23 protein-coding genes and 5 pseudogenes are annotated in these 26,087 nt (G+C 69.0%); 18 read left to right on the forward strand and 10 right to left on the reverse strand.

The features are described 5' to 3' along the window. Positions 1-321: 321 nt before the first annotated feature. Positions 322-1,800, reverse strand: coding sequence for an MFS transporter (locus tag ACFV8T_RS41265; RefSeq protein ID WP_385337966.1), 1,479 nt, complete (start codon positions 1,798-1,800; stop codon positions 322-324). Between the two features lie 64 nt (positions 1,801-1,864). Between ACFV8T_RS41265 and ACFV8T_RS41270 the strand changes: the two are divergent. The 5 genes and pseudogenes from ACFV8T_RS41270 to ACFV8T_RS41290 form a co-directional block, all read left to right on the forward strand. Further along, positions 1,865-2,518: pseudogene (locus tag ACFV8T_RS41270) on the forward strand (helix-turn-helix transcriptional regulator); the annotation flags it as partial. Between the two features lie 68 nt (positions 2,519-2,586). Further along, on the forward strand, positions 2,587-2,832 hold the full coding sequence (locus tag ACFV8T_RS41275) for a WYL domain-containing protein (protein ID WP_385337969.1): 246 nt from the start codon (positions 2,587-2,589) through the stop codon (positions 2,830-2,832). A gap of 295 nt (positions 2,833-3,127) precedes the next feature. Continuing rightward, a pseudogene (locus ACFV8T_RS41280) lies at positions 3,128-3,778 on the forward strand (IS6 family transposase). Positions 3,779-4,155: 377 nt separating this feature from the next. After that, positions 4,156-4,395 carry a hypothetical protein gene (locus ACFV8T_RS41285; RefSeq protein ID WP_385337903.1) on the forward strand — a complete coding sequence of 80 codons (240 nt, stop codon included), beginning with the start codon at positions 4,156-4,158 and terminating at the stop codon, positions 4,393-4,395. Next, on the forward strand, positions 4,392-4,547 hold the full coding sequence (locus ACFV8T_RS41290; protein WP_385337906.1) for a hypothetical protein: 156 nt from the start codon (positions 4,392-4,394) through the stop codon (positions 4,545-4,547). Before ACFV8T_RS41285 ends, ACFV8T_RS41290 begins: the two co-directional genes overlap by 4 nt. Positions 4,548-4,552: 5 nt before the next feature. On the opposite strand, the gene ACFV8T_RS41295 is transcribed toward ACFV8T_RS41290, so the two are convergent. Further along, positions 4,553-4,759, reverse strand: coding sequence for a hypothetical protein (locus ACFV8T_RS41295; RefSeq protein ID WP_385337908.1), 207 nt, complete (start codon positions 4,757-4,759; stop codon positions 4,553-4,555). Positions 4,760-5,402: 643 nt separating this feature from the next. Here ACFV8T_RS41295 and ACFV8T_RS41300 point away from each other — a divergent pair. The 10 genes from ACFV8T_RS41300 (at position 5,403) to ACFV8T_RS41345 (ending at position 16,950) form a co-directional block, all read left to right on the forward strand. Next, positions 5,403-6,875, forward strand: a complete 1,473-nt coding sequence (locus ACFV8T_RS41300) for a tyrosine-type recombinase/integrase (RefSeq protein WP_385337910.1) — start codon at positions 5,403-5,405, stop codon at positions 6,873-6,875. Positions 6,876-6,930: 55 nt separating this feature from the next. Then, positions 6,931-8,739 carry a hypothetical protein gene (locus ACFV8T_RS41305; RefSeq protein ID WP_385337912.1) on the forward strand — a complete coding sequence of 603 codons (1,809 nt, stop codon included), beginning with the start codon at positions 6,931-6,933 and terminating at the stop codon, positions 8,737-8,739. After that, the gene (locus ACFV8T_RS41310; protein WP_385337914.1) at positions 8,736-10,817 is read left to right on the forward strand and encodes a hypothetical protein; all 2,082 of its coding nucleotides are present in this window, start codon (positions 8,736-8,738) and stop codon (positions 10,815-10,817) included. The genes ACFV8T_RS41305 and ACFV8T_RS41310 overlap by 4 nt, the downstream gene beginning before the upstream one ends. Further along, positions 10,814-11,242: a hypothetical protein gene (locus ACFV8T_RS41315; protein ID WP_385337917.1), complete on the forward strand. Its 429-nt coding sequence runs from the start codon at positions 10,814-10,816 to the stop codon at positions 11,240-11,242. Before ACFV8T_RS41310 ends, ACFV8T_RS41315 begins: the two co-directional genes overlap by 4 nt. 228 nt (positions 11,243-11,470) lie before the next feature. Continuing rightward, a complete protein-coding gene (locus ACFV8T_RS41320) occupies positions 11,471-12,457 on the forward strand; it encodes a DUF4129 domain-containing protein (RefSeq protein ID WP_385337920.1) in 987 nt (328 codons plus the stop codon). Between the two features lie 35 nt (positions 12,458-12,492). Then, a complete protein-coding gene (locus ACFV8T_RS41325; RefSeq protein ID WP_385337922.1) occupies positions 12,493-12,990 on the forward strand; it encodes a hypothetical protein in 498 nt (165 codons plus the stop codon). Positions 12,991-13,054: 64 nt separating this feature from the next. Beyond that, positions 13,055-14,062, forward strand: a complete 1,008-nt coding sequence (locus ACFV8T_RS41330; RefSeq protein ID WP_385337925.1) for an AAA family ATPase — start codon at positions 13,055-13,057, stop codon at positions 14,060-14,062. After that, positions 14,059-15,405, forward strand: coding sequence for a DUF58 domain-containing protein (locus ACFV8T_RS41335; RefSeq protein WP_385337928.1), 1,347 nt, complete (start codon positions 14,059-14,061; stop codon positions 15,403-15,405). Before ACFV8T_RS41330 ends, ACFV8T_RS41335 begins: the two co-directional genes overlap by 4 nt. Further along, on the forward strand, positions 15,402-16,004 hold the full coding sequence (locus ACFV8T_RS41340; RefSeq protein ID WP_385337931.1) for a hypothetical protein: 603 nt from the start codon (positions 15,402-15,404) through the stop codon (positions 16,002-16,004). The genes ACFV8T_RS41335 and ACFV8T_RS41340 overlap by 4 nt, the downstream gene beginning before the upstream one ends. 58 nt (positions 16,005-16,062) lie before the next feature. Continuing rightward, the gene (locus tag ACFV8T_RS41345; RefSeq protein ID WP_385337934.1) at positions 16,063-16,950 is read left to right on the forward strand and encodes a hypothetical protein; all 888 of its coding nucleotides are present in this window, start codon (positions 16,063-16,065) and stop codon (positions 16,948-16,950) included. A 171-nt stretch (positions 16,951-17,121) separates the two neighbouring features. On the opposite strand, the gene ACFV8T_RS41350 is transcribed toward ACFV8T_RS41345, so the two are convergent. Further along, complete coding sequence (locus ACFV8T_RS41350) at positions 17,122-17,550, reverse strand: serine hydrolase domain-containing protein (RefSeq protein WP_385337972.1); 429 nt, start codon at positions 17,548-17,550, stop codon at positions 17,122-17,124. A gap of 211 nt (positions 17,551-17,761) precedes the next feature. Continuing rightward, positions 17,762-18,799, reverse strand: a complete 1,038-nt coding sequence (locus ACFV8T_RS41355; protein ID WP_385337937.1) for an alpha/beta hydrolase — start codon at positions 18,797-18,799, stop codon at positions 17,762-17,764. On the opposite strand from ACFV8T_RS41355, the gene ACFV8T_RS41360 reads away from it, so the two are divergent. Then, positions 18,725-18,964: a GNAT family N-acetyltransferase gene (locus ACFV8T_RS41360; RefSeq protein ID WP_385337940.1), complete on the forward strand. Its 240-nt coding sequence runs from the start codon at positions 18,725-18,727 to the stop codon at positions 18,962-18,964. The two genes, ACFV8T_RS41355 and ACFV8T_RS41360, sit on opposite strands and share 75 nt — an antisense overlap. Before the next feature lie 560 nt (positions 18,965-19,524). Here ACFV8T_RS41360 and ACFV8T_RS41365 read toward each other — a convergent pair. Next, on the reverse strand, positions 19,525-19,950 hold the full coding sequence (locus tag ACFV8T_RS41365) for a hypothetical protein (RefSeq protein ID WP_385337943.1): 426 nt from the start codon (positions 19,948-19,950) through the stop codon (positions 19,525-19,527). A 160-nt stretch (positions 19,951-20,110) separates the two neighbouring features. Further along, on the reverse strand, positions 20,111-20,293 hold the full coding sequence (locus tag ACFV8T_RS41370) for a hypothetical protein (RefSeq protein WP_385337946.1): 183 nt from the start codon (positions 20,291-20,293) through the stop codon (positions 20,111-20,113). Between the two features lie 239 nt (positions 20,294-20,532). Between ACFV8T_RS41370 and ACFV8T_RS41375 the strand changes: the two are divergent. Next, a pseudogene (locus ACFV8T_RS41375) lies at positions 20,533-20,723 on the forward strand (DinB family protein); the annotation flags it as partial. Between the two features lie 67 nt (positions 20,724-20,790). Here ACFV8T_RS41375 and ACFV8T_RS41380 read toward each other — a convergent pair. Beyond that, complete coding sequence (locus ACFV8T_RS41380; protein WP_385337949.1) at positions 20,791-22,095, reverse strand: NAD(P)/FAD-dependent oxidoreductase; 1,305 nt, start codon at positions 22,093-22,095, stop codon at positions 20,791-20,793. Positions 22,096-22,699: 604 nt separating this feature from the next. On the opposite strand from ACFV8T_RS41380, the gene ACFV8T_RS41385 reads away from it, so the two are divergent. After that, the gene (locus ACFV8T_RS41385; RefSeq protein WP_385337952.1) at positions 22,700-23,917 is read left to right on the forward strand and encodes a PucR family transcriptional regulator; all 1,218 of its coding nucleotides are present in this window, start codon (positions 22,700-22,702) and stop codon (positions 23,915-23,917) included. A 148-nt stretch (positions 23,918-24,065) separates the two neighbouring features. On the opposite strand, the gene ACFV8T_RS41390 is transcribed toward ACFV8T_RS41385, so the two are convergent. From ACFV8T_RS41390 to ACFV8T_RS41400, 3 genes and pseudogenes are all read right to left on the reverse strand, one after another. Next, a complete protein-coding gene (locus ACFV8T_RS41390) occupies positions 24,066-24,458 on the reverse strand; it encodes a Tn3 family transposase (protein ID WP_385337975.1) in 393 nt (130 codons plus the stop codon). Between the two features lie 6 nt (positions 24,459-24,464). Continuing rightward, positions 24,465-24,791: pseudogene (locus ACFV8T_RS41395) on the reverse strand (DUF4158 domain-containing protein); the annotation flags it as partial. 589 nt (positions 24,792-25,380) lie between these two features. Further along, positions 25,381-25,701, reverse strand: a pseudogene (locus tag ACFV8T_RS41400) (GNAT family N-acetyltransferase); the annotation flags it as partial. Positions 25,702-26,087: the final 386 nt, after the last annotated feature.

The raw sequence follows: 26,087 nt of genomic DNA on the forward strand, positions 1-26,087 counted from the left end.
TCCTCGCCGAACTGCTGATGGCCGAGTGCAAGACCGGGCCCGCCGCCGCTCTTCTCAGCGCCCCTGACCCGACCGCTGACCCAAACCCCCGAATGCGCAGGTCAGAAGGGTGCCCAAATGCCGTCACCTGACACTGCTCAAACTGAGGATGGAAAAGGCTCATGGCGTTGTGTTCTGGCTGTGGGTTGCTTTTGCGATCCGGGGGAGCAGCGTCTTGTGGTCTCCCTCGCGGTGCGGCCGCCCATCCGGCGAGCGGGAGCATGACCGCGCCGGTCTGTGTCGGAGACCGTCTGCCCGACGAGGTTCGCCCGGTGTGCGTCTCTACTCGGTGTGGGCGGCTGCGACTTTCGGAAGGGTGAGCATCACCAGTGCCGTGATCGTGTAGAGGACGGCGGAGGTGATCAGGACGATGCTGAGTGCGTGACTGTAGTCAGGCAGGGTCGGCGCGCCGGTGTCTGATTTGGTGGCCGTGGTGAAGAAGATCGTGCCCAGGACGGCGATGCCGATGGCGGCGCCGATCTGGTTGACGGTGGAGAGCACGCCCCCGGCGGCGCCTGCGTTACGTCCTGGGACGCCGGCGAGGACGACGTTGACGAGGATGGGTGCGGCCAGGCCGAGCCCGAGGCCGCCGATGAACAGGGCGAGGGCGAGGAGCCAGTATCCGGGGTTGTTGCCGTCCCTGGTGATGGCCCATAGGACGAGCTGAGATGCTGCGATGGTGAGTGAGCCGGTGATCAGCAGGACCCTGCCGGCCTTGGCGGCCAGGGCGACGCCGAGGCCGGAGGTGACGATCGAGCCGAGCGCGTAAGGCAGGATGACTAGGCCGGTTTCCAACGCGGTTCGGCTGGTGCCGTTTTGCAGGTAGACCGACAGGGTGAGGAAGAACGGCCCGATACCGCCGAAGAAGAGCACCGAAGCGCTCAGGCCGCCCGCGAAGGCGCGGATTCGGAGCAGAGCCGGGTCGAAGACGGGTTCGTTCCCACCTCGGGCAAGGCGGCGTTCGTAGGCCAGGAAAATCGTGAGCACGATGATCCCGGCCGCTAGCAGGGCGTAGCTGGCCCAGGGCCATCCCCAGGTCTCAGTCTGGATGATCGGCAGCAGCAACAGGAAGATGCCCGAGGCCGCGAGAACAGCGCCCAACAGGTCCAGTTGTGCGGTCGAGGCCGACCGGGACTCGGGCAGAATCTTCGCGCCGATGATGAGCGCCGGGATCGAGACCGGCACGTTGACCCAGAAGATGGTGCGCCATCCCAGGTCGAACAGGTCGGTGTCGACGAGCAGTCCGCCCAGCAGCGGGCCGGCGACCGAGGCGAGGCCCTGGACGGCCCCGTAGGCGCCGAACGCTTTGGCACGCTCCCCCGGGGCGAACGATGCGCGGATGATCCCGAACACCTGCGGGACCGTGATCCCCGCGGTCAGCCCTTGCCCGGCGCGCATGCCGATGAGCATTCCGGGATCGACGGCCAGCGCGCACAGCGCGGAGGTGACCATGAACCCGGACAGCCCAGTCATGAACAGCCGTTTGCGGCCGTACTGGTCACCGAGCCGCCCGCCGGTGATCAGGCCCGCGCCCATGGCGAGGACGTAGGCGGCGATCGTCCACTGGATCTGAGCGTCGCTAGACCCCAGGTCTTGGGCTATTGCCGGGGCAGCGACGGTGACGATCGTCGCGTCGAGAAGGTCCATGAATGAACCGACGAGCACCACCAGGAGCGCCGTGGTCGCGCCGGCGCCGGCGATGAGTGTCGTGAAAGCGTCAGATGCGCGTCTGCCCTCTCGGGGGCTCGGTGAATCGGTCATGTCGGCCACGATGACAGCCATAGTTGCCACCGAGTGGCCGCTTTGGGTGGGAGGATCAGGGACCATGGCTACCACCTCCGCGCGGACTCTCAAGCTGCTGTCGATCTTTGGGACCGCCGCGACCCTGAGCGCTGAGGAACTCGCCACCAGGCTCGGGGCGTCGGTGCGAACCGTGCGCCGTGACATCGACACGCTCAGAGACCTCGGGTACGAGATCGAAGCCGTCCGCGGAGCTGGTGGCGGGTACCGACTCGGCCGCGCGACCCGCCTGCCGCCGGTTGTCTTCGATGAAGACCAGGCCGTTGCTGCGGCCGTCGCGCTCCAGACCGTCCCCACCATCCTCTCCGGCATCCGCGAGAACTCAGCCCGCGCCCTCGCCACACTGCATCAAGCGATGCCCGCGCGCAGCCGCGTCCACGCCGAAGCGTTCACCGTCTCCGCTGCCCGCAACTACTGGGAGTTCCCCGCGCCACCGATCCACGCCGAGATCGTCCGCACCATCGGCAGCGCGATCAACCGCCGACACCTCGTCCGCGTGGACTACACCGGCGACGGCGAACCCGTCGCCCTCACCCTGGAGCCGCACGACCTCGTGGTCTGGGCGGCGCGCTGGTACCTCGTCGCCTTCGACCGGGACGCACATGGATGGCGCGTGATGCGCCTCGACCGCATCACACCACGCCTACCCACGCACACCCCCTTCGACCGACGCGACATCCCGCACAACGATCCCGTCACCTTCGTCATGACCACCCACGACCGCGGAGACGCCGCAGCCGAATGGCAATGCCGCGGATCGGCAATCCTCGCCCTGCCCGCGTCCACCGTCGCCCCGTTCGCCCCGGCGGATCAACAGTTGAGTACGACACCGAAGACAGTTGCCGACTCACCCTCGGCGCCTGGTCATGGCCAGGACTCGCGGGCCTCCTCCTCACCTTCGACGCCGACATCACAGACATCGAACCGCCCGAACTCCGGCAAGCACTGCACTCCCTGCACAATCGAATTCGCAAAGGACTCACCGACGACTGAACTTGCGCGGCTACCTCGGCGCGACCTGCTCAGTCACAGCTACTTCCGCGGGCCACCCCACGAGTCGCTGAGTGCGCCCCTGGCTAGTACTACAGGGATAGATCTTGATTGGTGCTGTCACGTTGTTGGGTTGCAGGTGCCTGACGGTGCGTCGTGGCGGCGCTGTCACGTTGACTGGCAGGGTGGGATGATCTTCTGGTTGGTCGTGCCGGGGAGGGATTCGTTTGTGTTGTCCGCGTCGCCGTCGTACAAGGGCCACCGATACCCGGTGGAGGCGATCGTGCACGCGGTATGACTGTACTTCCGCTTCCCGCTGTCCTTCCGCGAGGTCGAGGAGCTGGTGCTTGAGGGCGGGGTCATCGTCTCCTGCGAGACCATCCGCCACTGGTCCGCCAAGTTCGGTCAGGCCTAAGCGGACGGACTGCGCCGCCGTCGGCCACGGCCCGGGGACAAGTGGCACCTGGACGTGGTCTTCGTGAAGATCAACGGCGAGAGGAAGTACCTGTGGCGGGCCGTCGACCAGGACGGCAACGTGCTCGACATCCTCGTCCAGGGGAAGCGGGACAAGGCTGCGGAAGGACGATTCTTCCGCTGCCTGATGAAGAAGACACGTACGGCGCCGCGGGTGGTCGTCACCGACAGGCTCCGTTCCTACGGCGCGGCGCACCGCGAGGTCATGCCTTCGGTGGAACACCGTTCCCACAAGGGTCTGAACAACCGGGCCGAGAACAGTCATCAGCCCACCCGGCAGCGCGAACGTGCCATGAAGGGATTCCGCTCAGTCGGCGGGGCCCAGCGGTTCCTGTCCGCGTTCAGCGGCATCTCACCCCACTTCCGCCCTCACCGCCACCTGATGACCGCCTTCGACCACCGAGCCGAGATGACCGTCCGCTTCGCGATCTGGGACCAGATCACCGGCGCCACCGGCCGGCCCACCACGGCCTGACCACAGGCCCGGACCGCGGGCCCCACCAGGCCACGACGCACCGTCAGGCACCTGCAACCCAACAACGTGACAGCACCACACAGCGCCTTCGGCGACAGCCGGGACGCCTTCGCGAACGCCCCGATGGTCAGCAGTTCCATGCCCGCTCTCCTCCTACTGGGCACGTCGCCCGGCACCACTGATGCTGTGGCTTCCCCCAAGGTGAAGGTCAACCGAAGTCCCGCGCCGGTTCGGTCGGATGGTCTCCCGCTCGCCCGGCGGCCCGCGAGCGGCCGAACTCATCAGGCTGGCACCGGCCGCCCCGCGGCGTCATCCGTTCGGGCCCAGTGCCCCGGATCGAGTCGCAACAGAAATCGAACACATGCTCTAATCGGAGTATGGCCTTCCCCTTCCCCGACGACCTGGTCCGGGCTCAGCGCGACTGGCTCGCCACCTATCGGCAGCTCGCCGCACCCTGCCCCCGCCACACCACCGCCCTGCGCCGCCGCCTCCTGGACCTGTCCGCCTACCTGCTGTGGCATCCGTTCTGGTCCACCCCGCCCGGCACACCCGCCGCCCGGGTTGAGCTGCGACGGCTCGCTCACCGCCAGGAGCAGCGCGGGACGAGAGCGGCATGACCCGGCCCGACGTCCTGTCCGTCCGGCAGATCGGCGAGAAGGTCGGCCTGTCCAGCACCAGCTCCGTCGCCTACCAGCTCGGCCGCCTCGAAGCCCGAGGGCTGATCAGCCGCACCGGCCACCGCTGGCGTTCCTGCCGCCTCAGCACCTGACCCGGTCACGGGCCGGTGAAGATGTCGTGCCCGCCGATACGGCGCCAGACGATGTGTGCGCCGCGTATCCGCTCCGTCCCGTAGCACCAGGTCGCCCGGCCGCCGCCGGACCAGGTGAGCTCGCAGACGCCCGGCGCGCAGCGGACGCGTTTGATGCGCAGGCCGCTGCGGAATTGCCCGCTGCGGAGGTCGGGCACGAAGGCCCGGGTCACGATGCGACGGAAGCGCCTGCGTTGCTCGGGGGTGAGGCGGTGGTGGTCGGCGGTGAAGCGGGGTGTGGCTTCGTATGTCGGCGCGTCGGTCCTCCAGTCCAGGAAGCAGCAAGCACGAAGCCCCCGGCGGTGCCGAAGGCGGGGGTTGTTCGTGTTGAAGGGATTCGGTGACGTAGTGCGGGGGAGCGGTGCGTGTATGTGGCTCTGCCGATGCCTGGCGGTGAGCCGGGATGCCGATGAAGCCGCAGGCGTTCTGCGTCGTCGAGCGCAGGCATGCTTCGGCACGGCGGTGCCCTTCGGTTTCCTCGGTGAGCTTGCGAGCGGCATCATGCAATCCAGCCGCATCTGCAATCCGCAGACGGGACTGGCCAGCGGGTAGGGCTGTTCGGACCGCCCGGCGCGCTCCGGGGATGCCGGGCTCGCAGGATCGGTTCCGTGGAGTTCCCGATCAAGGTGGCACTGGCCCAGGCCGTCCCGGTCCTGCCCGAGGGGCCGGGCTGGTGGTACGAGCCCAAGTACGACGGTTCTCCAGACACTTGAAGTTGTCTCATCCGAGTGACATCGCGGCATCTCCCAGCACACCTCCTACTGGCACCGAAAGACTGCACGTTGTCAGAGTGGTGACGCTCGCCTGTGGGGTTACGTGCAGCTGTTCTTCACCGACCAGCGGAAGGTCTGGAGGGTCGGCCAGGTCGCTGGATTGAGTCAGGCAGAGTTGTCAGCTCTGTTCGCCCGGCGTCTGGTGCCTTCGGGTACGCCGATCCTGCTGGATGAAGCGATGCGCCCGGTCGAGCCGGTGTCGTCGTGGTTCCGGTCGCTGGCGCTGGAACGCAAGGACGCTAAGACGATGCGGTCGTACGCGTACTCCGTGCTGATGCTGCTGCACTTCCTGCTGGCCCGTGGGACGGATCTGCAGTCGGTCACGGAGACAGACCTTCGGGAGTTTCGTCTGTGGCGGCAGGACGAGGCGGAGGAGGTGGTCGGTGACGCCGCCTGGGACCGGGACTGGGCTGCCATCGAGTCTCTTTACCGGTATCTGATCCGGATCGGTGTCGTCACCCGGCAGCCTTGGCGGGCGACACCGCAGCGTGACAACCTCGCCAGCAGAATCCGCCCTGACCTGCGCGTACGGCACATGGAACTCGACCAGTACCTCTATCTGAGGGACGTCGGATTCGGGGGACTGGCTCCGGACGCCGGGCTGGATGTCTCGTTCCGGGGCTGGCGGCCCCACCGAAACCGCGCCGCCTGCGAGCTGGCGCTGATGACGGGGATGCGGATCCAGGAGTGGGCCACCTTGCTCCTGCCTGAGCTCGGTCTGGTGGATGGCCGGCGGCCGGCGTTCGCGGACGTCGAGCTGAAGGCTTGCGCCAAGTTCGGACGGCCGCGCTCGGTCTATGTCGCGCCGGACCCGATGGAATTGCTCGATCCCTACCTGTTGCTCGAACGTCCGGAGATCGTGGCGAAGGCCCAGCGCTCACTTCGACGACGGCACCGAGAGCTGTTCGTGATCCAGCGCCTGGAGGCCGACGGCACGAGGGTCCGCGGGGTGCTCGACGGCCTGACGATCACGCGCACGATCAAGAACATGAAGCCGGACCTGCGACGTCTGGCGGTACGGGAGACCGGCGACGGCCTGGATCCGCTGGCGCTCTTCATCGGGCAGGGCGGCAAAATGCTCACCTTCTCGGCTTGGGACAAGATCCGCTGGAGGGCCTGGGACCGGATAAAGGCGTGGGCCGGCAACCAGCACGCGCCGGTACTGCCCAGGCGGTGCTGGGTCTATCACGACCTTCGGCACACCTTCGCCTTGCGGCTCTTGATCTTCCTGACGCGCGAAGCCCTGAATGACGCGGAGGACCAGGGGCTGCCGATGTCCACGTTGCTGAACCACATGACCGGCAATCCGCTGCTCGTGGTCCAGCGCCGCCTTGGCCACGCACACCCATCGACCACCTACCGCTACATCCGCTACCTGAAGGACCCGATGCGGGAGGTCGATGAAGCCTTCCACGAGTGGACGGCCGCCGGCGGCGCCTCCTACATCACGATCGCCCGCAGCCTGATGGACTTGGAGGACGCCGGCCATGCCCCGTCGCGGCCACTACACCCGTGATTTCCCCGCTCCTGTTCCTCGCCCTGCGGTCCCGGCCCGGGTCGGCGTCCGCGAGGTGTCGACGGTCGACGGTCAGGGCCGCCCTCGGACGGTGACGTTCGATCCGGCACGCTTCGCGTGCGCGACGCTGGCCGGGGAACTCGCTGATGAGTGGGTGGAGTTGGTGGAGGACGCCCGTTACGGTCCGACCTCGGCGACGCACTACCGGCAGACGATCGAGGCGTTCTGCACGCACGTCGATGCCACTGTTCCCCGGCCGCATCGGGCGAGTCTGGCGGGCACCGACCCAGACCTGCACCACGCGGTGACGGAATGGGTCCGTCTGCTGCCTTCCCGGCACAGGCCCGGCTCGCGAAGTCCGGCCTGGCATGCGGGTCGGCTGAGGACGCTGATCGGGCGGCGGTCGCTCCACGCCGAGCGTGTGGTTGCTGGGCACTTGCACGGCTGGCTCGAAGGCGCCCTGGGATTGCGTCGGGGGGAGACCACTGAGCTGGACGAGTTCTCCCGGGCCGACAGGAAGAAGATCGTCCAGGCCGCATGGGCCGCCCGCTTGGACGTCGAGAGGCGCCTCGCCCGCGGCTGGGACCTCTCAGCCCGCGGCCGTGATCCGCGCGAGGGCGGCTGGGCCGATGAGGCCAACCTCCTGTGGGCGATCGCTCACGATGCCCTGAACTGCACGGAGATCAGCAAGGCCCTTCCGTCCTGGCGGGACATGCCGTCGAGCCTGCGGCAGCTGGCACCGGCCGGCACCCGCCCGGTCGCCGCGAAGGCCGCTGTCGTCAGGGGGCTGGTGAGGCAGTTGTTCCTGCACAACTCCGATCTGCAGGCTTACCGGATTTTGCTGATGGCAGCGACTGGCCGGGCCCCGGAGGAAGTGGCAGCGCTTACCGAGCACGACATCGAGTTCGGCTCCTCCAGCGTGACCATCGACTTCAGCAAGGGCCGGGCCCGCGCCCGAACGCGCCAGGCGTTCAGCACGCCGGAGCCAGAGAGCCCGGCTCTGCTGCACCCGGCCCAGCCCCGACTCGATGCCGGGGAGATCTGTCGTCGGCTGCTGGAACTGAACAGGCCGCTGGCCGAAAGGTTCGGCATCTTCCCTGTCCCGCTGTTCCTGCGGGCGGCGATGTTCTGGCCGCAGGTCACACCCGCCAGGCTCGACCGGACGTCGACCTTCGCCGGCTGGCTGCGGGAGCGAGGGTTGTCAGTCGACGGCCAGCCGGACATCCGGCGCCTGCGCAAGTCCAGCAAGGTCGAGAAGGCCATCACCTTCAAGGGCCGCGTCAGTGACATTGCCGACGACCACTCGGTCCAGACCTTCCACCGCCACTACGCGCACGGCACGACTTTGAAGGTGATCGCCGGCAGCGTGATCACCGCAGCGCAGACGCGCTGGCTCGACAAAGCGGTGGCCGGTCCCGTCGTGCTGGGCGAGGAAGCCGAGCAGTCGTTGGGCCAGCCGGGTTCTGCCGCCGCCCTGGGGCTGTCGGAGGAAGAAGTGGAACAGCTTCGCACCGGGCAGCTCGACATGGGCGTCTCCAGCTGCAGGGACCCCTTCGCCTCTCCCTACGGACGCGCCGGCCAGCTCTGCCCGGTCGCCCCCACCCGCTGCCTCGAATGCCGCAACGCGTTCGTGCTGCCCTCGAACCTCCCCCAGCTTCTGCTCTTCTCCGACCATCTCGAACGCCTCCAGCTGCGGCTGTCGCCTCAACTCTTCCACACGCTCTGGGGGCAGAGCCGCGTCAACGTCACCGAAGCGATCAAGGCCCGCACCAACGCAGAGATCGCTCAGGCCCGCCGCCAGATCGCCGAAGGCAAGGCGGCCCTGCCTCTCCCCCTCTCGGCACACGTGGAGTTCGACGCATGACCAGCCGCCTGCCGCTCGCCCTGCCCGTCTCGGTCTTCCGGGACGACGAGCCCGTCATCCAGTCCCACCCGGTCCTGGAAGGCGCCTGTCCGCCGATGTTCGGCAACACCGGCTGCTGGGACCTAAATGGCATCGTCCGCAGGGCCCCGAACCTGGCTGCCGCCGGCTTCCGCGTGATCTTCCGCGAGCTGGACCCTCAGTGGAATCTCCTGGCCCGCGAGATGGCCATGATCTGGTTCAACCCACGCCACCCAGCCGTACTCGCCCGCGGGCTGCATCTGCCGCCCGACCCGGTGGCACCGCACACGGTCTCCCAGCGCATCGGACACCTGCGAGCCCTGCACGCCTACGGCGTCTCCCGTCAGCTTCCCCCATGGGTCGGCGACTGGAGCGACGACGACTTCAAGACCTACATCGAGCACCGCTGCCAGCAGGGCGAAGCGGCCAGTGCCACCGGACACGTCCACGTGATCAAGACCCTGCACCGTTTCCGGGGAACACTGGCCGGCAGTGGGCTGGCACGTGATCCCTGGCCCGACACCAGCACGAACGCCGTCGTCGACCACCCCACCGTCCCCGAACTGAAGACCCCTGTGATCCGGCCGGAGACATGGTTCCCGCTCGTCCGCGCTGCATGGGCGTACATCAACGACTTCGGTCCCGACATCCTGCGCGCACTCGACTACTGGCACCGTCTCCAGGCCGAAGCCCGCCCCCTGTCCACGGCCGAGGCGGACACCCGCTTCACCGCCTGGCTCGCCGATCCCAGCAACAAGGTCCCCGTGCACCAGCTCACGGGGAAACTGGCGGTGAACTGGCAGCTTCTGACCTCCCTGGTCGGGTTCGAGTCCCGCAAGATGGCCTTCTTCACCAAGCAGAACCGCGCCGGCCTCGCCCGCCGGGCCACCGCCGAACGGCTCGTTGCCGAGGGCCGCATCCGCACCAGTCTGATCGACGGACTGCGCGAGGTGACCAGGCCGGACGACAGCCGCGGCCCCTGGCACGACAGTCTCCAGCCCCGCGAACTCGCGGTCGAGTGCCTGGCCCTGCGCAATGCCTGCTATGTCTTCGTCGCCGCGCTGTCGATGATGCGTGACTGCGAGATCCGCGAGATCACCAAAGATGCTCTCACCGAGTACTTCGGCACCCAGGCGGTGAAGTCGGTCAAACGCAAGCTCGATCCCGACCTGCCCACCGCCCACTGGTGGATCATCGCACCGGTTGCCCAGGCCATCGAAACGGCCATGCACCTGTCGACGAGCGACACCCTCGCCTTCGCCGCGGTCACCCCGCGCTTCCACGGCAATGGCTTCACCAGCCAGACCGCCATCAGGTGCTTCATCAAGCACGTCAACTGTCACCGGAGCGTCACCGGGCTTGCCGAGATCCCTCCCAGCAAGGTCACCCCGCACATGTTCCGCCGGACCATGGCCATGCTGACGCGCGACTATCCCGGATCGGAAATCGCTGTCGGCATGCAGCTCAAGCACGCAGCCACCCGAGCCCTGGCCAACCGCTGGACCCAGGGCTACATGGATCACGACCCCTCCTGGGCCCGCCTCCTCACCACCGCCATCGCCGAACGTCGGTTCCAACGGCTGAGGGACCTTTTCGACGCCGACAGCCGCGGCGAGGCCATCGGCTTCGGGCCCGGCGCTGACCAGATGCGTTCGGCCTTCGCTGCCGTCCGGGAGAAGGCCGAAGCCCTCCGAGCGAACGGAAAGGCCCAGCGGGGGGACATTCGCGTCGAACACGGCCTGCTCAAACGCACCCACCTATCGATCCGGTTCGGAAAGCTCAACCACTGCACCATGGACGAGAACAACCCCGTCGGCGCGAAGTGCCTCGAAGACGCCATCGTGCCCCCGGGACACCGAGGGCCACTCATCGACCGCTGCCAGCCCGCACGCTGCAGCAACAGCATCATCGCCCCCGAACACCTACCGATCTGGAAGGCCGAGCACGATTCGCTGAGCCGGCTCCGTGACCAGCCACGGCTGCCCCCGAACCGCCGAGCTGCCATCGACGAACAGATCCGTGACGTCGAACTCGCGCTCAGGAAGGCAGACGGCGCATGAGCGAGGCCCCTCAGCTCAAGGTCTCCACGCGGGCCGAGAAGGCACTGCGGGAAGCTATGGAACGACTATTCACCGGACGACCAGCCCGTACCGACGGCAAGCTGACAAAGAACAACCTCTGGCGGGAGGCCGGCGTCAGCCGAGCCACCATGAACCGCGCCACCGACGTGCTCGCTGACTGGGACGACCACATCGGCCAGAGCCCGGCAAGCATCCACGACCAACGACAAACACAGGAGATCGCTGACCTTCGCCGACAACTCAACAACAACCGGCAAGAGCGACAGCAACTCCAGGACCAGGTCGACGCAGCCGCTACCGTCATCGCCGCCTTGCTCGCGGAGAACACAGCCCTGCGCGAGCAGGCCACCAAACAATCGGCCGTCGTCATCCCTCTCGACCGCACCCACTTCATTTCTGAGTGAAGACCCCTTGGCCCTACAGTGTGGCGTCGCCTTCACGCCGGACACCGCCGCTTCGTCCCCATCCGGCCGTAGCCGATAGACGGCAGGAAAAGGTCGGTCAGGATTGCCGTAAGTCGGCAATGAAGCGGCGCGCCTCGCTGTGTCAGGATTTCGTCAAGTTGGGGATCGGCGACAGGTGACCGGGGACGGCGCGCATGGGCTGGCCGATCACAAGGGAGGGGGGTGGCGGTGGGGCTGCAGCACACGGCGGGCGGGCGACGGTGGCACAGCACGATCGGCGCCGTACAGGCCGCGTTGGCCGTGCTGGTGGTGGGCGGAGCGGCCCTGGGAGCACTGCTGCTGCACCCCGACACGGGCCTGTTAGCCAAGGGCCGCGGGCCGCTCGGCGGCAACCCCGTCCTCGTGGTCGGCCTCGCCCTGCTGTCACTCCTTGGCGGCTTGGCGCTGCGTGAGAAGTACCGAGAGCAGGTAGGCGCCACCCGGGAACTCAACCCGGTGGAACAGCGGGTAGTTGACGGCGTGAGCCGCGTCCTGCTGGCCGCGACGCTGGTCGTCCCGCTCCTCATCCTGGTCCTGCACCAGTTCGGTTCGTCCGGCAGCCATGAGGCTGGCCAGGGGCACGGCCGCGAATCGTCACCGCTTCCCAGCCCGCAACAAGACCCGGCACCCGCCCCGCCACCCGCACAGCATGCCGGGCAGGCGGGCCACAGCATGCACTTCGGGCTGACGCGCATCCTGCTCGGTCTCGGCATCGCCCTGCTTGTCGCGGTCGTCGTGATCGCCGGGCTGCGTTTGTGGCGGTATGTGACCCGGCCACCAGCGGCCGAGGCCCCGGCGACGTACGCGACGCTCGACGACGAGCAGGAACGCCTGGTCCAGGCCGTGGACTCCGGGCGCCGTGCCCTGCTGGACGGAACCGACGCCCGCGCTGCCGTCATCGCCTGCTATGCCGCCATGGAGGAGTCGCTCGCCGACTCTGGGGTGGCTCGGCGCGCCTCGGACAGCCCGCAGGACCTGCTGGAGCGGGCCGCCGCCAACGGCCTGCCCACGGGGGCGGCCGCCGCCGCGCTCACCACCCTGTTCCGCGAGGCCCGTTACTCCACGCACCCGATGGACGCCAGCCACCGCGACCGTGCCGCAGCCGCGCTCGCCGAGATCGCCCACAGCCTGCGCTCGCGGACGCCTGGACCCGAAGCCGTGGTGGATACCTCGTGAAGGCGCCCACCTGGATACGGGCCATAGTCAACTCCGTGCTGTCAACGCCCGGTTCGGTGCGCCACTCGCTGGCCGTGCTGGGCACCGTCGCGGTCGCGGCCGAAGTGCTGCTCGCCCTGGCCGACGGTGCCGCCGCGGCCGCCACCGGCCTCGCCCTCATCACCGCAGTGGCGCTGGCCCTGGGGCGCTATGCCGCGGGCGGCGCCGCCCAGGACAGCGGCCATCGCAGGCCGGTGCGCCTGCTGGACAGCCGGGCCCCGGCCCTCGGCGGGTGGCAGCGCATCGTGGCCAAGGCCCTTGCGGACGACGGCGAAGCGCACCTCGACACCGTGCTGCGGCCGCAGTTGCAGCGGCTGTTCGCCGCCCGGCTGGCCGAACGGCACGGCATGGCGATGTACCGGAACCCGCAGCGGGCCCGGGCGCTGATCGGAGCTGAGCTGTGGCCGTGGATCGATCCCGAGGCGACCGCTGCGCAGCCCACTCTTCCCGAACCCGTCCTGCGCGCCCTGCTCGACCGCCTGGAAGCCTTGTGACCGCTAGCGCTGCAACCGACCCCGCAGCCCGCGCGCCCCGACTCCACCCCGTGAGGAACCGACCGTGACCAGCCCCCAACCCACCCCGGACCACGACACCCTGACTCCCCGGCAGGCAGGCGAAAGGGCTGCGGCCGTGCTCGACGAGATCCGCACGGCCGTGGTCGGCAAGGCGGAACCACTGGCGCTGGTGATGCTCGGCATCCTCGCCGGCGGCCATGTCCTCATCGAGGACCTGCCGGGACTCGGGAAGACGCTTCTGGCACGCTCCTTCGCCATCGCTCTGGGCCTGGACTTCCGCCGCATCCAGTTCACCCCGGACCTGCTGCCCTCCGACGTCACCGGAGCTCCGTTCTACGACCAACGGACCGCCGACATGGTCTTCCGGCCCGGACCGGTCTTCACCCACCTGCTGCTCGCCGACGAGATCAACCGCACCCCGCCCAAGACCCAGGCCGCGCTGCTGGAGGCGATGGCAGAGTCCCAGGTGTCCATCGACGGAAACACCCGGCCGCTGCCGGAGCCCTTCGTGGTCGTCGCCACCGCCAACCCCATCGAGTACGAGGGCACGTACACCCTGCCCGAGGCCCAGCTCGACCGGTTCCTGCTGCGGGTTCGTATGGGCTATCTGGCGGCGTCGGAGGAGGTAGGCATGTTGCGCGCGCGTGTCGATCGGGCGGCGCCGGAGGCAGTGCTGCGCACGCTCAGCGGTCCGGGCGAGGTGCTGGCCATGCGGGCCGCCGTCGAACGCGTCGAGGTGGACGACGACCTGCTGGAGTACGTCGTCGCGCTGGTCGGCGCCACCCGGGCCCACCCGCACATCCAGGTCGGCGCTTCTCCGCGCGGCGGCCTGGCCCTGGTGCAGCTCGCCCGCGCCCGAGCCGTCCTGGACCTGCGGGACTACGTGACCCCGGAAGACGTCAAGTCCGTGGCGGTGCCGGCCCTGGCGCACCGCGTCACCCTCAAGCCGGAACTGTGGGTCCGGCAGATCGACGGCGACGACGTGATGCGCGAGATCGTGCAATCCGTGCACGCCCCGCAGACCATGCCGCGCGCATCGATCGCGTCATGACGGATCCAGTGCCGGCCCGCGGAGCGGCCGCCGCTGTCCGGCGGGCCCTGGACGGCCGCCACGACGTGACCGCCGAACCCCCGCCGCCTCCGCCGCCCGGCTGGCGCGTCGGTGAACGCGTCCTGCGGCTGGGCACGTTGGCCGTGGTCGCGCTGGCCGCCGCGCTGGTCACCGGCCGCCCCTGGGTACTTGCTCTCGCGGCCGCGCCCCTGGTGCTGGTCGCCCTCGCGCTGCCGAGCGGGCCGCGTCCGGAGGCGGTGACGGCCGAGGCGGAGGTGGAGCCGCGGCGGTGCTTCGAGGGCGAGCAGGTGAGGGTGCGGATCACTGTGTCCTACGACGGTGAGTCCGGCCGCCTGGACCCTGGCGTCACCCTCGGCCACGGGGTCAGGCTCGACCACCTCGCGGTCGGCCCGCACCGCGTCGATCTCGTCCTGACCGCGCAGCGCTGGGGCCGCTGGACGCTCGGCACGGTCGACGTCGACGTCTACGACCGCGGCGGGCTGGCCCGGCGCACCGTGCGGGCCGAACTCGGTGAGGTCGCCGTCTTCCCCCTGCCCGGACACGCCGGCCTCACGCCCATCCCGGTCCGGCTGCCGCAACGGCTCGGCGAGCACACCGCCGTGCAGCGCGGCGAGGGCGTCGAGGTCACCGGCGTGCACCCGTATGTGCGCGGCGAACGTCAGCGGCGGATCCACTGGCCGGCCACCACCCGTCGCGGCGCCCTGCAGGTCCACCAGTTCGCCGCGGAGCGCACCGCCGACACCGTGGTGCTCTTGGACGTGCTCGCCGACGTGGTCGACCCGGTCAGCGGCACGTCCTCGCTCGACGAGACCTTCCGGACCGCTGCCGGGCTGGTCCGCGCCTACCTGCGTACCCACGACCGGGTCGGAGTCGTGTCGGTGGGTGGAGCGACCCGCTGGCTGCAACCGGGCAGCGGCCAGGGGTACTTCTACCGCATCGTCGAGAGCGTGCTGGAGGTCCGCAAAGACCGCGCGTACCGCACGGAGGGACTCAGCCTGCTCCCACCGCCAGCGTTGCCCGAGGGAGCTCTGGTGTACGTCATCACGCCGCTGACCGACCAGCGGATTTTCGACATCCTGCACCAAGTGCGCGCACGGGCCAACCCGATGGTCGTGGTCGAGATTCCCACCGGCGACCCAGTCGTGGAACCCGGCGACACCGAGGGCGAACTCGCGCTGCGGCTATGGCGGGCCGACCGCGACGCCATGCGCTTCGCCCTCGTGGAACGCGGCATCGCGGTCGTCGCCCACCGCCCCGGCAAGACCCTCGACCTCGCCCTTGCCCCGCTGCTGCGCACCCGCATCCACGGGGGGACCCGATGACCACCGCCCCCGCCCGGATCGCCCGGCCACGCCCGCGCCCGCCCGGCAGCCGAGCCGCCCTGCTCATCGCACGTCTCACCTCCCGCATCACCGACCGCTTGCTCGGAACGGCCCTCGCCGTCACCGCCTGCAATCCGCCAGCTGCCCTGCACGCACCGCTGCCGGTCAGGGTGCTGGTGGTCGGAGCGGCAGCGGCCGCGTGGTGGGCAGCTCCGATGGTCGACGCCCGCCCCGTCCTGACCTCCATGCGCTGGCGGACTATCGCGGCCCGCCGCAGGACGACCGTGCTGCCAGCCGCGGCCATCGCGGTCGCCGCGGCCACCAACCCCGCAGTCTGGCTGGTCGTCTGCATCGCCGCCCTGCTGCTCGCCTACCTGCTCGTAACCGACGCCTGGACAGTCGGTGTCACCGCCCCGCCCGGCCGCCCGCAGGCGACACCCGCACTGGCGGCCGCCGCCGCGACCGCAGTGGTACTGCTCGCCGCCCAGGCGCCGGTCGCAGGCACCTCATGGGCACGTCTGCCCGCCTCACTCGCCATCGCCGCGACCACGGTTTGCCTGGTACTGGCCCTGCGCGCCCGTCGCAGCCCGCCCGGCTGACCGCCGAGACTACTGATGGGTTTGGCGCCTATCTCGGCGGCACCCCAAAGATCGTCAGGTGAGGGCCGAATCTCACTGTCAGGGGGCCAGGTCGCGTTGCCAGAAGCCAACTGCCAACCTGTCTCATGAGACACATCGAATTCTGGAGAACGACGGCCACAGAACCGTGCTGCGCCGCACCGACGAAACCGTCGTCCTGTACGCACGGTCCGGCAGAGTCGTCACCCAGCACTGGATGGACCTGGCCGTCGCCGGCATGACGCTCAGGCCGGACACGGTCCTGGACGGGGAGGCCGTGATCTGGCGGGACGGCCGGCTCGACTTCGCCGCGGCGCAGTCACGGGCCACGTCATCCACGACCCGGGCCCGCGCCCTGGCCGCCCGATATCCGGCCTCCTACATCTGCTGGGACCTTCTGCAGCACCCGGACCCGGCGATCGGCGACTGCCGACACCTGCCGTACACCGAGCGCCGCGCCTTCCTCCTGGAGCTCCTCGCCGATGTCGGGCCGCCGGTCCAGGCCACCCCGGCGACCGACGACCGGGACGTCGCCGCGCTCTGGTACGACGCCCTGCGCGAGCAGGGCACCGAAGGGATCGTCTGCAAGCGCGGCGGGGCGGGATATCCGCCGTCAGGTCAGCGCCGGTGGTTGCAGGTTCGGCACGCGGACACCGTCGACGCGCTGGTGCTGGGGTTCACCGGTCCCCGGTTCAGGCCGCACCTTCTGGTTCTGGCGGTGGGGGACGATGGCGGGCCGGCCAGGGTGTCCGCGCGCCTGGAGCCTGTCCTTGCGGCTCGTGTCGGTGAGGCCTTGAGCGGCACGGTGGTGGTGGGGGAGCGGCGGGCAGGGGGCGAGCCGTACACGCGGGTGGAGTCGGATCTGATCGTGGAGGTGCTGGCCGGGTCTGGCCGGCACGGCACCCTCACCGTGACCCGGATGCGGTGAGGGTGCCCGTGTCTGACTGCTGGCCAGGGGACGCTCTCGTATGCACTGTCACGGGCCCGGCTGCGGCGCCCGGTACGACTTCTTACCCGGGCGGGTGACGCCTGCCGGGCAGCAACGATTCTTCGTTGGCCTGGGCCTGGGCCTGGGCCTGAGCATGATCGGCATGACTCGTCATCTGCGCCGAACCGCGCTCCTCACAGCTGTTTCGGCTCTTGCCGGGCTCGCGCTGTTGGCCTTCGGATTCGGAGAGTTGACCGGAATTCCGATGGTGTGCTGGAGCAGCTGGCGCACAGTGATGGCGTTGTCGTCGTGACCGTTGCCGGTGACCACGCCCGGCAGATACTGCTCGATCGGCGATTCGAGGGAGACCTTGCCCTCCTCGACCAGCTGCAGCACCGCTGTCGCGGTGAAGGTCTTGGTCTGGCTGCCGATGCGGTAGCTCTCCGTAACCTGGATCGGCCGGTTGGTGTTGATGGTGCCTGTGCCGGCCGAGAGGGTCCAGGAGCCGGTGCCGTCACCGGCATGGACGCTGGCGCCCGGGGCCGGCGTTCGCCTGGAACGTCTTGAGCGCCGCCAGTGTGGCCGCGTGGTCGTCGGCAGCCTGTACCTGAGTCCGGTTCGAGGCCGGGGCGGCCTGGGGTGCGTGGGCCTGTGCCGGTGACGGAAGCGCCAGCATCACCGCACAGACCATGCCGGCCACTGCCGCGAACCCGGCTCTGCTCAAGGTCGATGACATGTTTCTCCCTGCCAATCAGTTGACGTAGAGGTTGAAGTACGTGCGCTGTTACAGCCGCGAAAGCCGGGCCGTAACCTACGGGCTGACGACAACGCCGCGAGGTGCGGTGCCAGGGCGAGTCCAGCACGATCCGAACGAGAGGCCCTTGTCCGCCGCTTCGAACGAGGCGGCCAGACGCGGGATGTAGTCGGCGAAAGCCGCAGCCCAGCAGCCGTAGTTGTGCCCGCCGTTGCAGTTGGGAGACAGGGCGGATCCGTTGCCGTAGTCGAGGACACGGCTGGGGATTCCACGCTGGTCCAGCCGGCTCTTGACGGTCGAGGTGGCGATGCGGGTGAAGTGGTCGATCGGCCCTTGGCTGCCGGTGTAGAGCGTGATGCCGGTGTCGGTCAGTCTGTCCAGATTGGCCGGTGCGGCCGGATCGACCGCCTTCCAGACGCGGTCCGCGTTCAGCACCGGGTACGGGGATCCGAAGATCGCGTCGCTGTCGACGTAGGGGCCGTACCTCGTGCACTGGCCGGCCCCGGACGGTGTGGAGGTGCTCACCGCACACCAGGCGCCCGTGACGTTGAGCTCGGTGGCCAGGACCGCGGCCCGGATCTCGGCCACGCCGAAATCGATGCCACCCGAGAGCGAGGCGACGTGACCGAAGAGGTCGGGGCGGGCCTCGGCGTAGTGCAACGCGCCGTAGCCCCCCATCGACAGGCCCACGACGGCACGATGGTCCCTGTCCGCGACGGTACGCAGGTTGGCGTCGATGAAGGGGACGACCTGGCTGAGGTGGAAGGTCTCCCAGTTCGCCGCGCCCTCGGCGGTGTTCTGCATGACCCAGTCCGCGTACCAGCCCTTCAGGCCGCCGTCCGGCACGACGGTGATCATTGAATCCGAGTGCAGCGCCGGGGCAGCTGCGGCATCGTCCACGGTGCCGCCCCCGCCGTGCAGGAAGTACGTCACCGGCCACCGTTCGGTGGTGTCGACCGCGTAGCCGCTGGGGCGGTCTGCGGAGCTTTCGAGGACGGGCAGTTGGTGTGCGCGGCGAGCATGTACCCGTGGGACGACGCACCGCTGGCCGACCTCGGCGTCCTGACACTCCCGCCATACCGGGGCAAGGGCCAAGCCCGACGCCTCGTGCGCGCGATCTCCCGCCACGCCCTCACACGGGACCACGAGCCCCGGTACCGCTGCCAACTCGACAACCACGCCTCGGTAGCGGCGGCCGGATCAGCCGGCCTGACCCGATTCGGAACCTGGGACGTCATCTCACCGGACTCCGCCATATAGACACCGCCCACCCGCTCCCGGGCACGGAGCGGTGCGCGCAGACACGAGGTCGGAGCGAACCGGGAATCTACGGCCCCACGTGGTAGCAGCGGCAGATCTGCGCAGTGGGGTGCGGCCGGATAGCGGGCCGCACCCCGCACGGCCGCATTCCTCCGCGTGGCCGCACTACCCCCGCCCGCTGACCGGCCGCCCCTGACCACGCATGACCCGAAGGACCTTGGAGAATTCGGTCACGGCGTGACGAACTGGGCAAGCGGCCGGAGCTGCGGAAGCAGGCGAGCACCCGGGTACATCCACCTCTGGAGCAACGGGACGCCGACGCCGGTGGGGCATGGAGACAGCGATGCACGGGGGAGAGCCAGGGAGTCACGGCCTACGTTCGGTGCTCGGGCCTGACCCCGTGGTCCGTGCTGCAGCGTCCAGCCGCCAGTTCCTCGCACCGAGAGCCGCCAGCGGGTTCATCTACTCTTCCTAGTCCTGGATGAGTTGATGAGACTTCGGGCACTTCACCGCGTGCCGTTCCCTGGCCACAATCTCGGCCTCCACAGCCCCGGCCTCGCCTACCACGACAGGCAGTCGTGGCACGCCCGGTTCTCGTGCGGGCTCCCATCGTCGAACATCAGGAGAGCAATCGAGCCAACGGGCACTGTGTACGTGTTGAGCCGCGAGTAGACCGCGGTGCGGGGCACACTGGCCGGTTCGTCGATCACCGCTCCGGTCACTACGATCCGGCGGTCGGCGGATGACGGGTGTGGCTCCGACAGGCCGCCCGGCCTGCCCAAGGCCAACTCCCGCGACTTCAGTAGATAGCTGTTAACGGCCTGGTACTCGGAGGTTTCGCGCACGTCGGTCGGCAGCATTACGGTCTCGTTGCGTTGGCGCGCAACGTCGCCCGAGCCGCGCCGTTGGCGGTCGTATTCATCCACTGCTGTCGAAGAGCTGCCGCAGGGCCGCTCGAGAACCCGGGTTTGCAGGTCATAGGACACCTCTTGCGTTGTGCGCCCTGTATCCGGCTGGCGTCCCTCGCCCGTTGCACGGCCGAGGGACGCATACGGAGCCGTCCTGTGGCACGTCTACGTCGGGCTTACGATCGCGGGGACAATTGAGATCGGGACGTGCTGGCCTGGGGGTTTGGCTGTCGGGTGATCAGCAGGTCGTCGTGCGGACGGGCACCAGCTCGGTACTCGTCCTGCGGCGGGTTGCCCTGCGGGCGGAGCGGTCGGAGACCAGACCGGCGATGGCGCGATGGGTCTCGGCGTAGTCCTCACGCCGTCCGGTGTAGCGCTGGAGCGGGCGCCACTGCTTGTACTCGGCATTGGTGTGCTCCACACAGATCCGAGCCTAGGACCGCCGGCGTCGCTGTTCGCGCCAGGCCCGCCTCTCGCCGTCACACACGTCGTCCTTCGGCTTCCTCGGCGGAGCGCTGACCTGGTGTGGGAATTCGTTGGCCAAGCTGCGGTAGCCCTCGTCCACCTCGACTTTCACATTTGGGCGAAGGCGGAATTGCTCGGCGATGCCCTCGGTGCGCACGGCGGTTTGGTCGTGCACGCGGCCGGGCCGCGTCACGGCGTACCCAGTGGCTAGCGGTCCTCGACAAACTCACCGACGCCGATCTGGACGCAGCCGCCAGGCTGCCGTGGCAGACCCCTCCGGACACGTGATCGCCTGGCTGAACGCCGAACTGATGAAGAACGTCGCTGAGATCGGGCAGCTGCAGCTGATCTGGGCGGCCTCGAAGTCGCGACCCAAGAAGCAATAGGGCTCAGCAGAAGGAACGTCGTCCAGCACGGCAGCCGCGACGTCGAGCCCAATTGCTCCCCAGGTCGTTAGCCCAGGACGGTGCCGGAGGAGGTGTTGGGGCGGCGTTTGCGGGAGAAGGTTCCGAGGTTGATGTGATGGCCGGTGTGCTCGCAGGTGTAGTGCAACGGCTGTCGGTCGTGGTCGTGGCCTGCCTCCGTCCCGTGGACCAGGGCGGTGACGAAACGGCCGACGAGGGGGGCGTTCTTGAACTGGTTGCCGCTGGTGCCCATGGCGACGTAGAAGCCGTCGAGGTCGGTGCGATCGTAGATGGGTGCCCAGTCGTCGGTGACGTCGTAGACGCCGGCGATCCCGCTGGGTCTGTTGGGAACGCGCAGTCCGGGCAGCCGACGGGCAGCGCGGGTCACCTGGGTGCGAAAGCCTGGCACGGTGGCGCCGGGGCTGGCCCGGTCCGGGTCGTCGACCCATTCCAGCGGGTCGCAGTCCGGTTCCGTGCCGCCGACCAGGAGGAAGTCCCGTCCGTCGGGGCGCAGGTAGATGCCGAGGTCGAGGTCGGCGACGACCGGCCCGAGGCCGTCCGCCGGATGGTAGCCGGGTGGGGCAGCGACCTGGTGGACCTCTTGGCGCAGGGGCCGCACCCGTACGGTGAACTCGGCGCCGACACTCGCGAGTCGGTTGAGCGCGCCGGACCAGGGGCCCGCAGCGTTGACCAGCACGGGTGCCGAGAGGCGCGAACCGTCGGCGAGTCGCACGCCGCAGACCCGGTCGCCCTGTTGCAGGACGGCGGTCACCTCGGTCTTGAAGGAGAAGGTCACGCCGCGTTCCCGCGCGGCGTCGGCCAGGTTGAGCGCAGCAAGCTGCGGATCGTCGATGTAACCGGCGTCGGGGGTGTGGAGAGCGCCCAGTTGCGCGGTGGCATCGGCGAAGAACGCGTCCTCGTCCACGGGCGTGGGCGGCCAGTAGCAGCCGGTGTCGAGGGCCGGCAGTCGCGCCGCGAGCTCTGCCGCATCCCACTCCTGATACGGAACCCCGACCTGGTCGAAGAGCGGTGTGACGCGGCCGCGGGGTGCCGGAGGCGCGTCCAGGGCGACGAGGCCGGTGCGTACGAAGGCGGCCAGCGGACCCGAGCCGCTCTTCTCCAGGTGATCCGGCCAGTGCTCCCAGCAGTGCCTGGCCTCCCAGGCAGTCGCCACCCCGTCGAGAGCGGAGTAGTTGAAGCGGACAACCGCGCTGGAAGCCCTGGTGGAGCCCCCACCGGCCCCACCGAGCTTGTCCACCACAATGACGCGCAGACCGGACTTGGCCAGTTCGAGCGCCGCCGAGCAGCCGATCACGCCCGCGCCTACCACCAGGACATCTGCGGTATCAGACACTAAGTCACCTTTCCTGTATGCAAGGGGTGTCGTTGCAAGTCCATCGCGGACTCGGACGGGTGAGCCGCAGGCTGCCGGAGCACGGCAGTTCTTCGCGCAGCGGCCGGATCCTCCGGTCCTGGCCGCCACCTGGGCAGCCCGGTGCGCCAGCGTCCGCATCGTCACCGATAGCCAGCGTCGACCGGCCGAGGTGGCCCGGTGCATGGTGCGCGGCCCCGTCGCGGGCCCCACTCCCAGCCCGCCGGAGGTCAGGAAACCACTGCTATGGGAGAGTGCCTGAGCTGGCACGTCGATGGTGCGTCTCGGCGGCAATCTCCACTCCGGCGATCCTTCAGGTGTCATGATGCCTCCTGCTCTGCACCGCAGCGGGCGGATCGAGGGCCGGGTCTGGCCGGAACCCGACGCCGGTAGGCGGATCGGCTCGGTGGGTGGTCGGGGCCACGCCGTCCGATCCGCCGTGTGGGAGACGATATGGGTCACAGGATCCTCCTGACCCTCCACACCTGTCGCGACCACAGCGTGCAGGAATCGACAAATGTCGGCCCGCGGTCGGGCGCCCGCAGCCGGTGCTGCTGAGGCCAATGAGGCGTTTACCATGCAAGGCATGGTCTCTGAACTGCAGCAGTTGATCGATGCACTCAGCGCGCGGCTGGGGCGGTCTGTGGCCATGGACGACGCACGCATCCGGCTGCTCGCCCACACGGCGCACACCGGCGACGTCGACGACGCCCGCATTGAGTCGATCATGAACCGCGGGGTGTCGGCCGCGTTGTCCGCTCACGTCGCCCGGCACGGCGCCGCCCGAGCCGCCGACGTGTTCACCGTCCCGCCGTACCCGGAAATCGGCTTCGCGGTGGAACGGACCGGCATGCCGGTCCGGTACAACGGGGCGCTGCGGGGATACCTCTGGCTGATCGGCCCCACCACCCCCAGGGACGTCGAGGCGCTGCGGGAGGCAGCCAGACAGGCCGCCTTGATCCTGCGCCGCGATCACCTGGCCGACGAGGTCTCCCGCAGCCACGAACGCGAGCACGTCCGGGACCTGGTCGCCCCCGATCCCTCTGTGCGGGACGAGGCCGCCGCTGCGCTCGTCGAGGAGGGGCTGGCTGTGGCCGGGCCCGTCACAGCCCTGGTGGCCACGGCGTCCCACGCGGCTGGGGAACCGCTCTCCGAACAGCAACGGCTGGCACTGGACCTGTCCCTTGACCACACCCGGCGGCGGCTGCCGCCCGCCCGCGCCCTCGTCCTGTCCCGCCCGGACCACGCCCTGCTGCTCACCATCTGGCCGGGGGACCGGAGCAATGGCATTGAACGTGCCGTCGGTGAATTGGCCGATGTTCTGCACGAGAAACTCGCCGCCGAACTCGGCACCGGACGAAGGACATCCTGCTGGGTGGGTATCGGCGGGAGACACCGCCGCCTGACCGACGCCCACGTCTCCTACAGGGAAGCCCGTCAAGCCACCGACATCGCACGCGCCACCGGTGCGATGGGTCCGGTGGCCGCCTATACGCGCCTGGGGGTCTACGCGCTGCTGGCCAAGCTCTCACCGAATGAGCTGGCCGAGGGCATTCACCCCGGCCTGCGTCGGCTGCTGGAGCCGGAGTCCGGGCACCAGGACCTGGTCGAGACCTTGCGTACCTACCTCGACCACGCCGGCGACGCCCAGCGGGCCGCCGCCCGGCTGCACATCCACCGCTCCACGCTCTACCAGCGGCTACGGCGCGTCGAGGAGCTGACCGGCCTGAACATGTTCTGCGGAGACGATCGGCTTACCGCCCACCTCGGTCTGAAGATGGCGCAGTTGCACCCCCCGGTATGACGTATTGCGTACCCTCGGCGCCCTGGCCAGCCGGGGCCGCTCGGGCGGTGCTTGGCTCCACGGAAGGCTGTACGCGCAATGCTCTGCCGGTGTCATACGCCGGACGTTCAGGTCCGCGAAGCCGTCGGGTCTGCGGCAGTAGCCGGGGTTATCTGGCGTTCTGGGGCTGTCGGGTTTCGCGGCGGCGGGTTTCGGTTCGGGGTCCGATTCCTGAGGGGACGGGCTGGGCGAGCTGGAGGCAGCTGCCCATGTTGAGCCGGAGCTCCCCGTAGGGCTGGATGTGCATCCAGAATAACGGGATCAGGGCGCGCTTGTCCTCATCGGTCAGGAGGTTCGCCCACTCCGGGTTGGCGAGCATGTCCTGGATCATCAGGGTATTGACGAATTCTGCCTCGGTGGAGGCGGTGCCGACCCGGATCGCGGTGGCGTACTTGATGAGCTGGTCGTAGTTGTTCTCGATGACGTCCCAGCGGATCGGGCGGGTCATCGCGTCGGCCAGGCGCTCGTGGGTGTCCTCATCCTCGCGGCCAGGCCGGTACAGCTTGACCTAGTGAATCGCCCCAGTTGTCGGGGGCTCGATCAGGTCGTACCGCATCTGCCACAACAGTTCGGCCCGCACCTGCTCGTCTCGCCGCTCGTCGTGCCAGATCGCATCCACGAGGTGGCAGACGAGCTTGAGGTGATCGGTCGTGGTGTACTCATGCCAACCGGTGAGCTTGCGCAGCTCGGTACGGTGCCGCTGGGCGGTGTGGTCGGTGAAGTCGTAGAACGCCAGCTGAGAGGCCACGACGTCGACTTGCTTGGCGACGTGCTCGACCGCGTCGAGCGGCAGCTCCAGATGGGTCTTGGGGAACCGGCCGTGCCAGCTCAAGAGTTTGAGCTGGCACGGCGAAGCCCAGCCTCGTGGCCCCGGTCTTGTGCCGTAACCAACCCGTCTCGTCGCCGGACAGGGTGAAGTGGTCCACCACCCCGTCCAGACCTAGATCCCGCCCCACACCAGCCCCTCTCACACACCCCCGTGATCGCCATTCGGGCTGGACGGTAGAGGCGCCGAGGTACACGGACACGCATAGCCGCGAATCCTCTCATCGGGGCGGGCGGACCTGGTAAAAACGCCGGACTTCTGTCCAGCGGCTGGTTGATCACCGATCCTGAGAAAATTTGTACAGCTCAGCGAAGATTCCGCCCGCGTCCAGGAGCTCCTCGAACGTGTCGGACTCGGCGGCGCGGCCCTGGTCGAGGACGACGATGCGGTCGGTGATGCGGCGTTCTCCAGGTTGTGGGCCGTGCGAGGGGACAGAGAGTCTCCCTCGCACGAAGGGTCGGCTGTTAAATGCCGAAGGGGGCTGCGTAGCGGACGGTGCCCCCCAGCCCCAGCCCGGCCCCTGCGGCCGATCCCCGTCCGGCGGGTTTCGTCCGAGGGGTGTGTCGGGGCTGAGGAGCGGGGTGGTTGCTGTGACTGGTCAGGGGGTGATGGCGTACTCGGTGAAGTGGCCGCAGGCGGTGAAACCAAAGCGGCGGTAGACGGTTTCGCCGTCGGCGGATGCTTGCAGCACCGCGGTCTCGTAGTCCGCTTCGCGGACGGTGTGCAGGGTGGCCAGGGTGATGGCGCCGCCATAGCCACGGCGGCGGTCGGTGGCGAGCGTGGCGATGTTGTAGATCCCGGCAACGCCCGCATGCAGGAAGACCTCGGCCGAGCAGATGGGACAGCCGTCGACGTAGCCGACCAGGTAGCGGGCGGGGCAGTCTGCGGTGAGCGCTAGGTCGGCGGCGTCGGCGAAGAACGGTTCCCCCTCACCTCCGGCGCCCGCCGGGATCCGTCCGTAGGTCTTGAGCCAAGTAGGTGTCCCGGGCGGTCAGAAGTCTGTGTGATCGGTGACCGCGACTTCCTGACGACGGCGCAGGAGATCGGCCCGTGTGTGACGAAGGGCATCCCGGCCGGAGGCGGGGCGGTACCACTGCGGTGATCGGTGTACCGCCCCGTTCCGGACCTGAGTTGCGCCCGTTGGGCCAGCGTGCCTCTCCGGCTTTCCCTTAACCGGAGTATTGCGGCAACCACTGAGCGGATGGACCGCGCGGAATGAGGTCAGAGTCGAAATGTCCGTACGACGAAGGTCTGTCCGGCGACCGAGGGCCAGCTCGCCCAGCTCTGGTCCGCGGCCAGGGTGGG

The organism is Streptomyces sp. NPDC059832 (assembly GCF_042731715.1).
GTDB lineage: Bacteria > Actinomycetota > Actinomycetes > Streptomycetales > Streptomycetaceae > Streptomyces.

What these genes read in the sequence shown, in the direction of transcription:
- ACFV8T_RS41265 (WP_385337966.1), bottom strand. Translation starts at nt 1,800, where the DNA reads ATGACCGATTCACCGAGCCCCCGAGAGGGCAGACGCGCATCTGACGCT.
- ACFV8T_RS41275 (WP_385337969.1), top strand. Translation starts at nt 2,587, where the DNA reads ATGCCGCGGATCGGCAATCCTCGCCCTGCCCGCGTCCACCGTCGCCCC.
- ACFV8T_RS41285 (WP_385337903.1), top strand. Translation starts at nt 4,156, where the DNA reads ATGGCCTTCCCCTTCCCCGACGACCTGGTCCGGGCTCAGCGCGACTGG.
- ACFV8T_RS41290 (WP_385337906.1), top strand. Translation starts at nt 4,392, where the DNA reads ATGACCCGGCCCGACGTCCTGTCCGTCCGGCAGATCGGCGAGAAGGTC.
- ACFV8T_RS41310 (WP_385337914.1), top strand. Translation starts at nt 8,736, where the DNA reads ATGACCAGCCGCCTGCCGCTCGCCCTGCCCGTCTCGGTCTTCCGGGAC.
- ACFV8T_RS41315 (WP_385337917.1), top strand. Translation starts at nt 10,814, where the DNA reads ATGAGCGAGGCCCCTCAGCTCAAGGTCTCCACGCGGGCCGAGAAGGCA.
- ACFV8T_RS41335 (WP_385337928.1), top strand. Translation starts at nt 14,059, where the DNA reads ATGACGGATCCAGTGCCGGCCCGCGGAGCGGCCGCCGCTGTCCGGCGG.
- ACFV8T_RS41340 (WP_385337931.1), top strand. Translation starts at nt 15,402, where the DNA reads ATGACCACCGCCCCCGCCCGGATCGCCCGGCCACGCCCGCGCCCGCCC.
- ACFV8T_RS41360 (WP_385337940.1), top strand. Translation starts at nt 18,725, where the DNA reads ATGTACCCGTGGGACGACGCACCGCTGGCCGACCTCGGCGTCCTGACA.
- ACFV8T_RS41385 (WP_385337952.1), top strand. Translation starts at nt 22,700, where the DNA reads ATGGTCTCTGAACTGCAGCAGTTGATCGATGCACTCAGCGCGCGGCTG.